The following is a 16,277-nucleotide window of genomic DNA, read 5'->3' as shown; positions in this document are numbered from 1 at the left end:
TTATTTTGGTTTCTCAGCAGAAGAATTGGCATAAGGGAGTGAGTAGGCAGGTTAATCTTTATATGACGAGGTTTGGGCTTTATGTTTATCAGGATGAAATGCGTCTGTCGATTGATCAGATTGACGGTGATTACTGTATTAACGAGAAGCTCAGGGCGATGGCGATTGTTTATACAATTAGGGGGAGATCGGCTAGTATGCTACTTGTAAAAAAGTCCGTCCGAGCCATGTTTACTCTCACCTTCGTATACCATCTAGTCGTATGACATCACTTGTGAATGAACTAAGTTGTACCGATAGTCGGAGTGTTTGAGCTAGAAATCGTTAAGCTAAAGCAGAGAGAGGTCGTTCAGTTAGAAACTCTACATGATGAGGAGATACAACATTTCTGTGATTTGTATACGTTCTATGTGACAAGAAAGCGTGAGTAAAATAAAGATACACATAATGCATGAAGTCTTCTTTGCCAATTGGCCAGGAGGCTTTTTATTATGGGTTAATAAACGTGAATGTTTAAGTCTTAGCAGATTTTTTATAAGTTGAGCAAGAATGAAGGCTTCACAGATAAATAGGCTAGTAGCTATGACGCTAGATTAGGTCATTAATATTATATATTGTATTAAAATTAACAATTAGTAAGTCTATTAGTCTATAATAAATAATAGATACACACGAAACTATTACTACTAATCAATTAATAATTCTAATGATATAAAGGAGACGTTATATGTCTGAATTAAACGTAAATATATTAAAAGCTTGGCATTTCATTGAATCATTACACACGCCAATTGTACCAAAGAAGAAAGGGACTTGGTCTAAAGAGATTTTTACAGACAACACAAGCAGAAATAAACTTCGGAGATTATATGAGAACGAACAAACATGGCAACCTGCGGAGTTACATGAATCAAAAAAAGAAATCTCTTATCGCTATTATAGACACATTTTTAAAGAATTCCGTTTGATTGAGTTAATAAAGACGAAGCTTGGTGATGAAGAAAAGCTTATTAACAGAGGTATCGAAGAGCTTTTTAGTTTAACGTTTTCCGTGGATCAAAAAGGTCAGTACATAGCCGATTCACTCTTTGTCCCATTCTCCCTATTTTTCATCACCAAAATCAATCAAGCAGATGTAGTTTATGACTCTTTAGCAAATGAGTTTAAAGAAGCCCTCAATAACTTTGAAGAAGGATTGAAGGAGCTATTATTAGATGGTGTTACCAATGAAACGATGAATAAAATTGATGTACTTTTTGCAAGGTATTTCTTTGTCATGCCCCAACTGGAGAAATGTAACTACTTGGAATACGTTATTATAAGAAAAAATCAGCAACAACCAATTGATTATTTTAATAGCTTTTATTTAGATGATCTTGAACAGGCAATGACCAAGGTCAATCAAGAGCCACTCCAATCCTATTTAACAGGCAATAGCTCAAATAATCGCATTGATATCGATGAAAATAGATCATTTATCGAAGAAATCACTCGACCAGCGTTAATTCCCAATGGGCGTTGGCCTTCACCTGTTGCCCATAAACTCTCTCTTATGCAACAGGTTGCTGTAAACACAGTATTAGATAAAAAACTACCTATTAGTTCCGTTAACGGCCCTCCAGGAACAGGAAAAACTACTTTGCTAAAAGATATTTTTGCAGATCTTTATGTACAGCGTGCCGAGGCGATGATTTCCTTTTCTCATCCCCTTAATATGTTTACAAAAGTGGGAGAAACAAGGGGGTTAGGACCTAACAAACGATCCATGTATTCACTTCATCAAAATGTTGCAGCATTCAATATGGTAGTTGCATCTAGTAATAATGGGGCGGTTGAGAATATTTCATTAGAGCTACCCATGCTTACTCAAATAGGCGGGTGGAAGAAAGACGAAGATAAACTTCATGAGTTTGAGAAACGATACATAGAAGAAGTGAAACAGATTAATATGTTTACAGCTACAGCGGAATCATTATTAGATAGTAAGAAGGCGTGGGGAGTATTTGCAGCGAAGCTAGGTAGATCTAAAAATATAGACGACTTTGCTAATGCTATAGGAGATAAACAAAACCCATCTTCACTTAAGGCATTATTAGATAGTGAGAATGCTTCAGTTGAGGATTGGAATGATGCAGTTAAGGAGTTTAATGTAGTACGTAATCAGATTCACGTTCATAAAACAAAGTTAGAGCAGTTTAATGAAACGCACCATAATAACGCTGACTTATCTATGTCTATTGAACAGCTAGAGAAGGACCAGCAAGGACTTGTTGAAGAAAAGAAGACAGTTGTAGAAGAGTTGAGAACTTTTGAAAGAAAGCTCTTAGAATTAAATGAACAAATCAAACAAGCTCCCGCTCAAACCTGGTGGAAGAGGGCGTTGAAGTTAAAGAATAAAGCACTCGATGATCTTCTTATCAAAAAACAAATTTTTGTTCAGCAAGTGACAGACTCAGGCAAAGAATTGCATTCTCTAGAAGGCAAAGAAGCTCATCTACAGATCTTATTAAATGTGCAAAGACAAAAATTTAAAAGTTATGAGAGTGAACTAGCCAAGCTAAGTAGGGAAAAGGTTGCCTTTCCCAACGATGCATTTTGGGAAGAAACTCCAAGTGCATATGATACAAGACAAAAGGAGTCGCCGTGGATTAGCGATGAATTGAATTATTTAAGAGGATTACTTTTCATTAAAGCTGTAAAAGTTCACAAGATAGCTATTCTTTTATCAAAAGGACCCATTTTTAGTGCCATTGACACGATTAGGAATCGTAAAAACTTGAATGTTAATATTCCTGAAAACAGAGCTTTTTTAGCTAATATGTGGGATATCTTACACCTCGTAACTCCTGTTATAAGCTCAACGTTTGCAAGTATACAAAGAATGTATAAGGGAATTGAAGGGAAGCCAATTGACTACTTATTCATAGATGAAGCTGGACAAGCTAGCCCTCAACAAGCAGTGGGTGCAGTCATGCGAGCGGGACGCGTCATCGCTGTCGGAGATCCCGTTCAAATTGAACCGGTTGTCACGATGGACGAGGTACAGATTGAGGATATTCGAGCGCATTTTGAAATAGATGAAAGGTATGTTGGATCAAAGGCATCTGTGCAAACATTAGCCGACGAAGCAAACCCTTATGGCATGTATAAAAAGGCAGCAGATCTATGGATTGGTATGCCGCTATGGGTGCATCGACGTTGTTTAGATCCAATGTTCTCTATTGCAAATAAGATGGCATATGAGAATAAAATGGTGCTAACAAATAGCGAAGCTGGAGTGACAAGCTGGATAAATTGTGTTGGAAAAGCTAAAAATGCTCAGTTTGTAGAAGAACAAGCAAATTACGTCGCGCAAAAAATAGTAGAAGCATTTACTGAAGCTGGTGCGCCAGTCTGCAAGGAAGATAAATTTCCAAACATTTATGTTATTTCTCCATTTACAGCTGTAAAATTTGAAACGATTAAGATAGTGAAAGCAAGACTGAAGGAGTTATTTAAGGACTCCGAAGAAAACATGAAAAAAAGCATAGAATTCTGGATCGCTAAGTCAGTCGGAACCGTTCACACATTCCAAGGTAAAGAAGCAGATATCGTTTACTTCATAACTGGCACAGATGAGAATACGGACGGAGCAGCAAACTGGTCTTGTTCTTCAGTAAATATTCTGAATGTGGCGGTAACGAGAGCTAAAAAAGAATTTCATTTAGTCGGGGATTATGAGAGGTTTGAGAATAAAGAATTTTATCGAGTGATTGCTGAGCATGCGGAGGTAGTGGAGAGTAAAAGAGAGTCTCTAACTAGTGAAGACAATTTGTTAAAGGTTTAAAATCCTTCCCGAAGTAACCTAACACGACAACATAATTATAAGAAAGGATTGAGATTGCATTATAATGAGTGAAACTGATAGTTTAAAATTGAGTCCATCGTATAAGCACAAGGTTATTCAAGGATCATACAGTCGAGCTAAGATATACAGAAAATTGCGAAAGATAGCTAATGAGAGATATAAATTAATTAACTATCGATTAAAAGGTGAACGTAAAGCCCTTTTTAAAACTGATATAAATAAAGATATATTTTTCAAAGAATTTTTACAAACTAATTTAAATTTATATGAAATGGAAGAAATAAGAGATTACTATGATTCTTTTTCAAAGATTTATAAAATTAGTGGTAAACTGGTTTCATCATATATGATGGTTTTATTAACATCGATAGTGTCGTTAACATTAGCTGTCTTCACACCTTTAATTTCTGGGCATGTAAATATAGACATTGAAGTCACAAAGAATTTAGATCAATCAGTAGCGTTGGTAAATGAGCTGGTAAATGACTTTGGAAGCAGAGTTTTGATAATATGGAGCATCATTTTTATAACTAGTTCTATTTTAATGCAGTTTCACATTAATACAAGGGCGAAAGTAAAGACACTCAATTCTCTAATCGAGAAAAAAATTAAAAGCATTAAACAGTAGTTTCGAGTGCCTATCTATTTTCTAATTATGTAAATGTACATGGGGTAATCTTGCTGTCTTATTATAAGACCAATGACTCCTTTCACGGGAGTATACTATTCTTATCTCGTGAAAGGAGTTATTGCTGTGGTTTTTGAACAGAGGAATTGCATAAGAGAGTGAGAAGGTAGATTAATAAATTTGTGACGAAGCATGGGCTTGAACGTTATCGGGATGCGATGCATCTGCTGATTGATCAGATGGATGATGAGCAGTGTGGGAGTAAAAAGTTGTGGGCGGCGGCGATTGCGTATGCGATTGGCGAGGAGACGGGTTGGTACACGACTAGTAAAGAACATGTTCGTCCGCGTAACGTTCACTCTCACTTTAAAGTGTCAGCTAGTCGGTGCAATCGAGTATGCACGACCTGCGTCGGATCGATACTGTTGGAGTGTTTGAGCTAGAGGAGTATGAGATCTTTGAGCGTGAGAATGAGGAGATCGACATAGACTTCAAATCGTTAGAGCAGTCTATAAAGCTAGAAAACAAGCTTAAGCGCTGCTTTCGACTAGAGTTTGACATTCATACTCCTCAGGCTGATATAGACCATGAAATTTATCGTTATGATGAAGCTCGGGAAGGAGCTTTTTATCAAGATATTAGACGAATCGCACATTCTAGGATGAGAGTACTTACATCTGAATCAGCAGTTTATGAAGGGCTATTTTCTATGGTGATGGCGGAGATCGTCGATATCGTGGAGGTGGGGAACGGGAAGATAAAGCAAAGAGAGATCGGTCATTTGGAGGCTTTAGAAAGCGACGAGCTAAAGCAACTGTGTGAGTTGTATGCGTTTTATGTGACAAGAAGGCGTAAGTTAAATATTGAGGTAAGTAATGAGTAGAGCTCTCTGACCTGTTGGTGAGGGGGCTTTTTGTTTTGTCGTCGCGTAGGTGGTGGCACCTAATTAGTTGACTCGGCGTATTAGTCGAATGATAAAATGACACATAGCAAACCAATCTATTAATATAAAAAGTGAGGTTTTCATAAATGAGCAACGTAGAAACAACCAAACAACAAATCCTAGATGCATTTCATTTTCGTCACGCGACTAAGAGCTTTGATGCAAGCAAGAAAATCTCTGAAGACGACTTTAATATGATCTTAGAGACTGCTAGACTATCGCCAAGCTCTGTGGGATACGAGCCGTGGAAATTTTTAGTCGTGCAAAATATGGAGCTACGCGAGAAGATCCGGGAGGTAAGCTTTGGTGCGCAGGGACAGTTTCCGACGGCTAGTCATGTCGTGATCATCCTTGCTCGCAAAGGATTAACGGCTACCTCTGATTATGTACAAGACTTGCTTAAGAATAAGAAGAGCGTGCCCGAGTCCATGGTGGATGACATCACGAGAGCCTATGAGAACTTCCAGAAGGTCGATCTGAACCTGTATGAAAGCGATCGTGCGCTCTTTGACTGGGCGAGCAAACAAACGTATATCGCTCTAGCGAACATGATGACTTCCGCTGCGATGATAGGCATCGATTCGTGTCCAATAGAAGGGTTTAACTTAGAGAAGGTAACCGAGATCTTATCGGAGGAAGGACTGCTCGATACAGAGGAGTTTGGTGTCTCTGTTATGGCCGCGTTTGGCTACCGAGAGAAGAATCCGGAGCGTGCGAAGGAACGGTTGGATATGAAGGAGATCGTGCAGGTAGTGGAATAAGTAAAAGAGATTTGAAAAAGCCCTATGCTCTTAATTAGAGAGCGTAGGGCTTTTTGTGCGTGCGAGTATGTGCTCAGGAAGCTATTCATCTTAGTGGTTAATGCTTCTATCTGCATGAGCGTATGCAAGCCTCTACCGACATCGCGCTCCATTCATGACCTCCTTCTATATTGCAGATAAAAAAAGAGGCTAATTAACAAGGAAGCAACAAAGGCACCTATCTGAATTTCATTCGGGTTAAGAAAAGATAGCACAAGGAAAACGACTCCGACTACCAGCATGACGATTGATAACAGTAAAGAAACGTTCATCTTCTCATTCCCTTCTAATACGCTAGTTTGATGTTCTCCGTTACTAGTTATATAACCTATCAACATATGAGTAAACCTACACGCATCAGCCTATCCGACTTACACAGTTACACCCTCTGTTGTTAATTCACTGGAATAACTATAGAATTAAACCAAGAAGGTAAAAAGGGGAGGCACGTATGGACAAGAGCATTTTTATTATCGAAGACGATATGCTTCTATTACAAGCCTTGAAGGAAACGTTGACGCAATGGTCGTATGAGGTGACTAGTCCTACCGACTTTGGAGAAGTGATGAAATCCTTTACAGAAGAGCGCCCACATTTAGTCATCATCGATATCCAGCTTCCGAAGTACGACGGCTTTCACTGGTGTAGGGAGATACGTGCGGTATCGAAGGTGCCGATTATTTTCTTATCCTCACGTGATCATCCGATGGATATGGTGATGGCGATGAATTTAGGGGCGGATGATTATATTCAAAAGCCGTTTAATAAGGATGTTCTCCTTGCTAAAATACAGGCAACCTTGCGCCGAACGTATACATATGAAGAAGCGTCCGCCGATTTCATCGAATGGAATCAGGCGATTCTTGACCTGAAGACTGGTGGGGTCAAGAAGGGTGGACAGACGATTGATTTAACAAAAAATGAATTTTTTATTCTATCCGTTTTAGTGAAGGCGACGAATACGATTGTTTCTCGCCACGAGCTCATGAGAATGCTTTGGGATGATGATCAATTTATTAATGATAATACGCTGACGGCCAACATGACGAGGCTACGGCAAAAGCTATCTACGCTTGGCCTTGCGGATGCGATTGTGACGAAGAAAAGTCTTGGATATATGGCGACGACTCTTTAGGAGGACAAAGCATGTTTTTTGCGTACCTACTTTATAAAAAAAGCTGGATAGCGATGATTGGATTCCTGCTCCTCCTTACGAACGGGTTACTATACTTCGATGCGGGGATTCGCGTGGATGATCAGTCGCTTATCTACTTAAATGGCTTATTTATTATGACTTGCACCGTGTTTTTCTTCTGGCGATATACTCGAGAGGTGCGCTACATACGGTCGCTCGCTCTGAGTACGCAGGAGGTGGAGGATGACTGGGCGGAGGCACTTCCGGAGCCACGGAGCGCATTTCCTGACAAGTACCTGCATGCTAGTTTGCTACGAGTGGCAGAGCATCATAACGAGAAGCTTGAACGTCATCAATCTGCACATAGGATGCAGACGCAGGATGTCGCGTCCTGGGTGCATGAAGTAAAGGCGCCTCTGACGGCGATGAAAATTACGCTTGATGCGAATCAGTCACATGAGTTGGCGCAAAAGCTACAGCCGTCATGGCTGCGGATACACCTGCTTATTGATCAACAGCTGTACCTGTCACGGTTAGTTGATTTGGAGAAGGATTTGCTACCAGCCAAACATCACGTCATCGACATCGTCAAAGAGGAGATTCGGGAGCTTGCGACGTGGTGCTTTGAGAAGGATGTAGCGATTCATATAGAAGAACAGGACGAAGCAACGGCCTATACGGATAAAAAGTGGTGTGGATTTGTCATCAGACAGCTGTTAACGAATGCGATTAAATATAGTCCAACTGGTGGCGAGATAACTATTACAAGCGAATATGACCCGGAACGAAAGAGTACGCGAGTGACGATAAGCGATCAAGGACCTGGCATTGCTGCGCATGATCTTCCTCGTATATATGATAAAGGCTTTACTGGAGAAAATGGGCGAGTCCAACATGCCGCAACGGGGATGGGGCTTTATCTTGCAAAGGAAATCAGTGACAAGCTTCATGTGAAGCTACAGGCTGACTCGGCGGTTGGAGAGGGGACCTCGATGTCGATTCGCTTTCCACCGGATAATCAACATGAACTACTTAGACGTTCAACGGGATCTACGAAGCAGTTAGGCGAGCATGCCTGATTGCTTTTTTTGCAAGGTGACAAAATCATCACATTGGCGCGTGATTTATCACCTGAAGCATGCGACTGGAACGAGTCGGTCAGCTACACTTAATGTAGATCAACAGTAATGGAGTGATACGCATGGTAAACGAAGCAAAGGCATCTGTCCTAGTGGCAGAAGACGTTCATAAATACTATGGATCAAGGGTGAACGTCCAGCACGTTCTAAAAGGGATTCATTTACGCGTTAGTGAGGGAGAATTCGTTGGCATTATGGGACCTTCAGGCTCTGGTAAAACGACGTTATTGAATCTGTTAGCAACGATTGACCGTTTTTCGAAAGGGAAGATCCAAATTAATGAGCATGACTTAGCGACATTAAAAGCGAAGGAGCTCGCAGACGTGCGTCGGAAGCACTTAGGCTTTATCTTTCAGGACTACAATTTGCTCGATTCGTTAACGGTGAAAGAGAATATAATGCTTCCACTATCCTTGACTAGCATGAGTAAAAGGCAGGCGCAGACAGAGTTTCATACTCTGGCAGAAATGCTTCAGATCAACGAGCTACAAGATAAGTATCCGACGGAGATATCGGGAGGACAAAAGCAACGCACCTCCGCAGCAAGAGCGCTTATCCATTCCCCATCTATCGTATTTGCGGATGAGCCTACAGGCGCACTTGATTCAAAGGCCGCATCAAATTTATTAGAGAACCTCCACACGATCAATCAAGTAAGGGACGTCACGATCGTCATGGTGACGCACGATCCACTTGCATCAAGCTACTGTAATCGCGTCGTGTTTTTAAAGGACGGAAAGGTGTTCTCGGAATTATACAAGGGAGATAAAACGAGAGAAGCCTTTTTTAAGGACCTCCTTGATATGCAAGCCGTTTTAGGGGGAGGGTGAGCCACATGAAAACATCTACCTTAGTGTTGCGTAGCATGAAAAAGAATATCAGCATGTACTACCTCTACTTTTTTGCGATGATCTTTAGCATCAGCCTCTACTTTATTTTTGCCACGCTACAAAACGATCGCACGGTCATGAACATGGTGCAGGCGAGCACGAACTTTGCGACAAGCTTCCAAGTAGCCGGATTTCTTCTTATTAGTATTACAATCGTGTTTACGATCTACGCGACAAATATCTTTATTAGACGGCGTAGCCAAGAGATTGGTCTTTATCAGCTAATAGGCTTGTCGAAGGGCTGGGTCGCGCGCGTCCTCATTCTTGAGCACACTCTGTTAGGGATCGGCGCGCTGCTCGTAGGGCTTCTAGTTGGTGCACTCTTATCGCGGCTCTTCCTTGTTCTGTTTGTTACGATGATTGGTCTTGAGGTGACGTTTGGACTCACCTTTTCTGTCCAAGCACTCGTGCAAAGTCTCGCGGTGTTTACGTGTCTGCTCGCTGTGACCGTCGTACAAATTACGTGGACTGTCTATCGTAGCACGCTTTTACAGCTCTTCAAGGCGAATCAGCATGGGGATGCCATCGTCAAACGTCCAACGATTGTATCAGCACTACTTGGTGCAACCGGGCTAGCCTTGATTGTGCTTGGCTACTTTCTTTCTACCTTCATGGTCGAAAATGCGGATGACTTGCTTTTATTTATGCTTGCTGTTATTGCTAGCACGATAGGTGGGACGTATCTCGTTTTTCGTACATCCATCGGATGGCTGTTATCGATGTTTCGTCAAAAAAAGAATGGAGATCTTGGACTCTACAACAGCCTCTCGGTCGCGCCACTCATGCATCGGATGAAGGGCAACGCCAATTCGCTCACGCTTATCACGGTCCTGTCGGCGATGACGATCACGATGATCTCACTCTCCTTCTCGCTCTATTACAACACCGAGGAGGACACGAGGATCGCCATGCCCTATGACTTTGCGGTCGAAAATATGGGGGAGGAAGCGGCAACGATAGCAGAGCAATTGAACGATGTACAGATCGGTTTTGAGTCTGGTCAGATAGAGGCAGTAAGGTTCCTCGGGGCATGGGAAGAAGGTGCGAGCACCGTGTTTTTACTGCTTCCAGCGGAGCAGGTGGTAGAAGCCGGATTAAACGTCGCCATTCCGAATGAAGGAGAAGCGATTTACTTTAACTCTCGCGCTGTTATTGAGCAAACGGACGTAAGTCTGCCTATTGGCGTGCAGGTTGGTGACGGAGGTGCGGAGGCCTTTACGGTAACGGACTTTAAACTTGAGAATGCGATGAACTATCGCTTTTATGGGAATCAGATGGTGGTGAATGAGGAGACGTTTGAGCAAGTGAGAGGAAGCTTGCAGGAGGAGGCTGCGGTCGAGTCAGAGGAGCTTGTGTACGATACGTTTCAGGTCACGGACGAGGAGCGATCAGATGTGGCGTCTGCCATCTTTTTATCCAACGTAGAGGACGATGCGTTTTTAACGGACTTTTACTCTGATTACGAGAGCGCGCGCCAAACGTTTGGACTGCTTATCTTTATCGCCGGTATTTTAGGCTTTGTCTTTATTTTATCGACGGGGAGCATTTTGTACTTTAAGCAAATGACGGAAGCGGAGCAGGAGAGATCGTATTATGTCACGATGCGTCAGCTCGGATTCCAGGTCAGTGACATGATGAAGGGCATCAGAAGGAAGCAATACGTCGTGTTTTTACTACCGCTTGGAATCGGAATTCTGCACGCAGCGTTCGCGCTTAAAGTCGGCTCCGTTCTGATGGCCGCAAGCATGCTTACGCCTATTTTAATCAGCATGGCTGTCTACATCTTGATCTACTTGATCTTTATGATGATTACAATTCAGTACTATAAAAAAATCGTGCAGGACGCACTTTAGGAGGGAGGAGTTACTATGAAAAAGTGGATTATTGTAGCGGGAGTTGTGGTCATGGTGTTTGCGAGTGTGTACGTTATTTTCGCCGAGACAATCGATCGCTTTAATCCATTTATCTCGGAGGAATTTGTGTATGTGCAGATTCAGACTGAAGACGAAGCGAGGGATGATGATGGACGATATAAATATGATGTGGAAGGCGTGAATGCAGACGGGGAAGAGAAGCGCGTTGTATTTAGCACAAGCATCGAACTCGAGCCCGGTGAATACGTACGTGTGCTTGCGAAGGGGCGACACGCGAGTGAGTATACGTTTATTGAGGAGGGGGAGATGCCTTAGGAGTGATAGGTTAAAGGTTGACTATAATGAACTAGTAAATAAACAAAATATTCTAATTATTTATACGTTTATTCCTCTCTCAGGTGATATAATGATAAAAATAAGTACGATGAGGGAGGTCTTTTTGTGGGGAAACGATTATTTGCTGTAGTAAGTTTTGTTTTAATTGTAGTAGCTTTTTGGTCAATAAATACGGTATCAGCAAGTGCCGCCTCAGTCGTGATTGACAATCAAGTGCAACGCTATGATCAACCACCGGTAATTATGAATAACAGGACGATGGTGCCTATGCGAGGGATATTCGAGTCGCTTGGTGCAACGGTGGAGTGGGATTCACGAACACGAATTATTGTTGGACGGAAAGGACCGAATCAGATTGTTTTGCAAGTAGGACGTAATGAAGCGATTATAAACGGTAGAACTGTTAGACTTGAAGCACCTCCTATCGTAACTAGTAATGGACGGACGCTCGTCCCGTTGAGATTCATAGGTGAGACCTTAGGCGCGAGTGTGAATTGGCAAAGTAGTAATCGGACTGCATACATTACAAGGCGTGGTAATATTCAAGTATTAAATAGATTTGTAGATGACGGATATTATCACGTGACTAATTTTAATGATGGAACACGTGTTGTAGTAACTGAAGGTGGGCTCGCTGGAGGAACTGATGAAGTAGAATACTTTTTTGTGGGTATTTTCCCAGCGGATTCGTTTCAAATGAATCAAATTAATTTTAGTGGTTACAGTTTAACGAGTCGCCAAATGGAGGGACAACTTGATTTTACAGGTACTTATCTAGGATACTTAGAGAGTTTAAAGTTGAAAGGTCCATTGCAGCTAGTGAAAGGGGATTTACACACAGGCGGCGTCTTCTTTTATGTTAATGACGTGGTGTCAGAGCTTTATATGTATACGGAAGATCGATCAGCGCGAATATATCCGGGATATTAATATGGAATTTTTAACAGATCATTGTTTAAGTAGTTTCTCGTAAGGGCATGTTTTGTAGATTACTTAGATTGTGATTTTAAAGAACTCTCTAAAATAGGGAGTTCTTTTTATGTTTAACAGGCATAAATGTAGCAATTCAACCGATTTTTAATCTAATATTTTGAACTTAAACAAATAAATGTATTAAATAATTACTTATTACTTTGGTTTTCCTGTATAATTAGTCTTAAAGAATCAAACAAAAAGAACTACTAATTTAATTGAAGGAGATGAGAAGATGAAAAAATCATTGTTATCACTATTTATTGCGCTTGCGCTAGTTTTTAGTATTATGCCTTCTATTTATGCCATGTCAGATGTCAATGTGGGTGACTGGTTCTATCAAGATGTAACTTATATACAGAATCAAGGATACATTCAAGGATTTCCTGATGGGACGTTTAAGCCTCAGACTCATGTTACTAGAGAACAAGTTGCACTTATTTTAGGAAGATATGCTTATTCATCCCCACCGGCGATTCGTTCTACTTCATTCTCTGACGTTGGAACCAATTCGCAAGCGGCACCCTACATACGAGCGTTTTCGGATCAGGGTATTATAAACGGCTATCCGGATGGTACATTCCGCCCCAATCAGACCATAAAGCGCGGAGATATGGCAATGATTATTGCCAAAGGATTTTTGCAGGAAACCCCTGTATCGATGACGCAACCACGCGACACGAGACCAGGAGATTATTACTACCATGCTGTTCGAAAGCTATATGAGGCAGGTGTGTCGCAAGGGTATCAAGACGGGCGATTCTTACCTAATGAGCCAGTGACTAGAGCAGAATTTGCTGCGATTGTTCGTCGGGTAATTGCGTATAATGACGCATATAGAGCGGGCGATATTGATCCAGCGGACGATATTGAAGTAATACTATCTGACGTGTTAACAGCTGGTGATGAGCTTCATGGAACATTTGGCTTAGCCTATTTTAATAATCAGTCGTTTGATTCGGTAAAAGCTAATGTCACGGGCTATGCGACTACTTGGTATATCGAAAATATCGCGCGTAAGCTATTTGATGATGGCGCTTATTGCTATGGGTGTGACGCGGCTATTTATCCGTTTGACCATCATTTTTCTGTACATGGAATGTATCGTTTAGAAGCACCAGATCGGTTAGAGGTGGAAGTAGCTTATTTGGATGGAGAGATGTATGATAGCTACTTGCAAGATTATACACTTTTAAAACGTAATGGTCGTTGGCTCATTGATGATACGTTTGCGAAGGGCTTCCCTCAAGACTACAGATTTAGCGTGTCGCAGTTACAAACCCATTTAGAGGACAATGTAAATTTACGTGTTGTGCGATATGAGGGAGGAGCATCAGCTTATCAAGGTATGGCAGGTCCGTGGTATAAGTACCGCTTGTCAGACGGATCTATTCAGTATGTTCATGCCGAGTTAGGTATGTTAGGTTATTAAAATTGTTTTGCGGGCAGAACTCACTCGTTAGGAGGAGTTCTGTTTTTTAATTTTGATAAGAAAGATAAGAAGTTATATAGACTTAATTTAAATATTGATTCATATTGTCTTCGTGATAATTGTTCAGGTTTAAATAAGTGTATGTGTAGTTAGGAAGTATAGCTTATTAAAATGAAGAAATGAAGAGGAGTAAAAATCTCTGACTAAAAATTGTATTTTGTGACATGCATCACAGCATAATTGAACAAAACCTTTTAAACTATCAATAACGGAGCGCAACTAGCCGTTGGCTTAAGGGAAAACCGCAAGAGGGAAACCGAGCCCCCTCTTGCGAATCCCTCAACTATCCCCCTTCACGTTACATACCAATTCTATTTTCCTCACAAAAAAAGCGGAATCCCGTTAAGACTCCGCTGCTATTCTCACACCGTGTACGAACGATGCCAGATGCGGGCCTCGTCCTCTTCGTGTTTGGACGACCGCGCCATCTGTTTAAGTTGGGCATAATTATCGATATAAATGAGCTTTTGGCGAACGTCGATAATCTTCTTTTGCTGGAGCTCGGTTAATACTCGAGATGCTGATTCGCGCGATATCCCAATCATATCGGCTACGTATTGGTGTGTTATTTTTCGATTGATAAACGGTATGCCCTTCTTCGTGCCTTTAAAGTTGTAATACATGTCCATAAGCAGGTTCGCAACTCGCACGCGTGCGTTAAGAAAAGCCAGATAATCAATTTTACGATTCGCTTGCACAAGACGCTCGCTCAATACATAAATGATGCGATTATATAGCTTGGGATACTTCTCTAAAATCGGCTGAAGTCGCTCCCGTGTTGTGGACCAAACAACCGTGTCCTCTAAGGTGCGAACGGATGCGGTTCGTTTTTTGTCATAATGGAAGATCTCTAGCTCCCCAAACGTTTCCCCCGGTAACTGATGCCCTAGGATAATCTCTTGGCTGTCTGACTCTCGCAGGATCTTGACGGATCCCGACTTCACGATAAACATAGATTCACCATCGTCTCCTTCATGATAAATCGTATGCTCGCGCTCATAACAGCGCTCTATAAAGGCTTGCTCGACGAGCTCTCGGTCGTTCCTATGTATAATAGAATGAAAAAACGTCGTATCTATAACGGATTGATACATCATTGTCCTCCTCTCAATAATGGCACACATACTCGTTATGCAAAACTACCAATCTATGGCGGTTATGGATGCAAAAAGTGTTATTGTCTTGATTGTAGTACTAAATAGATTCCTAATGTTGGATTTTTATCGTCTTTTTCCATTTAGACACAATTCGAATAGGGATAGACTAGGTAAATTGTCGTTGTATGTAGTTATTAAATGAGTTTATCTGGATATTGAGGAAAGGATGTGGAATAAAATAACTAATTGCCAAGTAGACGAGCTCTTAAATCCCATTGTTTGACACTGTAACCTAATGAATGGTAGGTTCGCTGTAGGAGGTGGAGAAGTTCGTTTTGCAGGATGGCTCAACACAAGCGTTAATCAGCCGATCCTCCGAGCAAGCGACTTCGATACAATGTCAGTCAAAGCACTCATCCAACCGAACGTATTCCTCGTCATGATCACGGGAATCACCATTGGCCTCGTCTTTCTCGTTCCGACAATCGGCGCCTGGTCGATCCTATTTATCCTACCGGTCCTCGTGCTACTAGGAATTCTCATGGTCGTCAACAATCAAAAATTGCGAGACTCCAACCAATAGCGAGCAGCCGTCTTTCATCAAGCGGCTGCTTTTTGCTATGCACAGAAAATCGGGTGGGAGTGCTAGGATTAGAGGAAGTGACATGCAATTCGGGTGAAGTGACGTGCAATCCGCTGGATAATGGCAGAAGTGACATGCAATTCTTGAGAAGTGACACGCAATCTGGAGATACCACAGAGAAGCGACATGCTCTACGAGCCGAAGGTCAGCTTTACATAGGGGCTATATTGGCTGGCAGTTGGGCAATCGGAGGATCTTTGAGAGAAGTTGAACGCATGTTGGAAGAACGTAAACACATGTTGCGATTATGCAAGAAAACCTGAACGCATGTTGCCAAAAGGGACAAGAAGTTGAACACACTTACTAGACGTGCACAAACTAAGTTGCCAAGATGCCAGCCTCTCAAAACCCTCGTAAACACCGTCATGAAGGCGTTCATTCGTGTTTTTATTAAACCGTCAAGTATCCAATGATTCTATTATAGATAGTCGCAAAAAATTTTTTTTAAGGCGCTAGCCTTATTTTCTGTCCCGATGTGTAA

Annotated in this window: 14 protein-coding genes; 13 read left to right on the top strand and 1 reads right to left on the bottom strand. The window is 41.6% G+C overall.

Going from position 1 to position 16,277, the window contains the following annotated elements; translation table 11 throughout:
- The first annotated feature begins 62 nt into the window (after window positions 1–62).
- The 12 genes from FLK61_RS17640 (at window position 63) to FLK61_RS17585 (ending at window position 13,996) form a co-directional block, all read left to right on the top strand.
- Window positions 63–266 carry a hypothetical protein gene (locus tag FLK61_RS17640; RefSeq protein ID WP_176010663.1) on the top strand — a complete coding sequence of 68 codons (204 nt, stop codon included), beginning with the start codon at window positions 63–65 and terminating at the stop codon, window positions 264–266.
- 461 nt (window positions 267–727) lie between these two features.
- Entirely contained in the window at window positions 728–3,826 is a 3,099-nt protein-coding gene (locus FLK61_RS17635; RefSeq protein ID WP_176010662.1) for a DEAD/DEAH box helicase, read from the top strand.
- Window positions 3,827–3,890: 64 nt separating this feature from the next.
- Entirely contained in the window at window positions 3,891–4,475 is a 585-nt protein-coding gene (locus FLK61_RS17630) for a hypothetical protein (RefSeq protein ID WP_176010661.1), read from the top strand.
- Window positions 4,476–4,860: 385 nt separating this feature from the next.
- Window positions 4,861–5,358: a hypothetical protein gene (locus FLK61_RS17625; RefSeq protein ID WP_176010660.1), complete on the top strand. Its 498-nt coding sequence runs from the start codon at window positions 4,861–4,863 to the stop codon at window positions 5,356–5,358.
- A 146-nt stretch (window positions 5,359–5,504) separates the two neighbouring features.
- Entirely contained in the window at window positions 5,505–6,179 is a 675-nt protein-coding gene (locus tag FLK61_RS17620; RefSeq protein WP_176010659.1) for an NAD(P)H-dependent oxidoreductase, read from the top strand.
- Between the two features lie 490 nt (window positions 6,180–6,669).
- Complete coding sequence (locus FLK61_RS17615; RefSeq protein ID WP_176010658.1) at window positions 6,670–7,353, top strand: response regulator transcription factor; 684 nt, start codon at window positions 6,670–6,672, stop codon at window positions 7,351–7,353.
- 11 nt (window positions 7,354–7,364) lie between these two features.
- On the top strand, window positions 7,365–8,432 hold the full coding sequence (locus tag FLK61_RS17610; protein ID WP_176010657.1) for a sensor histidine kinase: 1,068 nt from the start codon (window positions 7,365–7,367) through the stop codon (window positions 8,430–8,432).
- Window positions 8,433–8,554: 122 nt separating this feature from the next.
- Window positions 8,555–9,322 carry an ABC transporter ATP-binding protein gene (locus FLK61_RS17605; protein WP_176010656.1) on the top strand — a complete coding sequence of 256 codons (768 nt, stop codon included), beginning with the start codon at window positions 8,555–8,557 and terminating at the stop codon, window positions 9,320–9,322.
- A 5-nt stretch (window positions 9,323–9,327) separates the two neighbouring features.
- Window positions 9,328–11,235 carry an FtsX-like permease family protein gene (locus tag FLK61_RS17600; RefSeq protein WP_176010655.1) on the top strand — a complete coding sequence of 636 codons (1,908 nt, stop codon included), beginning with the start codon at window positions 9,328–9,330 and terminating at the stop codon, window positions 11,233–11,235.
- Between the two features lie 15 nt (window positions 11,236–11,250).
- The gene (locus FLK61_RS17595) at window positions 11,251–11,571 is read left to right on the top strand and encodes a YxeA family protein (protein WP_176010654.1); all 321 of its coding nucleotides are present in this window, start codon (window positions 11,251–11,253) and stop codon (window positions 11,569–11,571) included.
- A gap of 126 nt (window positions 11,572–11,697) precedes the next feature.
- Window positions 11,698–12,522: a copper amine oxidase N-terminal domain-containing protein gene (locus tag FLK61_RS17590; RefSeq protein WP_176010653.1), complete on the top strand. Its 825-nt coding sequence runs from the start codon at window positions 11,698–11,700 to the stop codon at window positions 12,520–12,522.
- A 277-nt stretch (window positions 12,523–12,799) separates the two neighbouring features.
- Entirely contained in the window at window positions 12,800–13,996 is a 1,197-nt protein-coding gene (locus tag FLK61_RS17585; RefSeq protein WP_176010652.1) for an S-layer homology domain-containing protein, read from the top strand.
- A gap of 422 nt (window positions 13,997–14,418) precedes the next feature.
- Here FLK61_RS17585 and FLK61_RS17580 read toward each other — a convergent pair whose 3' ends face one another.
- The gene (locus FLK61_RS17580; RefSeq protein WP_176010651.1) at window positions 14,419–15,153 is read right to left on the bottom strand and encodes a Crp/Fnr family transcriptional regulator; all 735 of its coding nucleotides are present in this window, start codon (window positions 15,151–15,153) and stop codon (window positions 14,419–14,421) included.
- Window positions 15,154–15,448: 295 nt separating this feature from the next.
- On the opposite strand from FLK61_RS17580, the gene FLK61_RS17575 reads away from it, so the two are divergent.
- Window positions 15,449–15,736 carry a hypothetical protein gene (locus FLK61_RS17575; protein ID WP_176010650.1) on the top strand — a complete coding sequence of 96 codons (288 nt, stop codon included), beginning with the start codon at window positions 15,449–15,451 and terminating at the stop codon, window positions 15,734–15,736.
- Window positions 15,737–16,277 lie beyond the last annotated feature (541 nt).

The organism is Paenalkalicoccus suaedae (genome assembly GCF_006965545.2).
GTDB lineage: Bacteria > Bacillota > Bacilli > Bacillales > Salisediminibacteriaceae > Paenalkalicoccus > Paenalkalicoccus suaedae.
The sequence above is the reverse complement of the archived record's forward strand: the minus strand, read 5'-3'. Positions and strand labels throughout refer to the sequence as shown.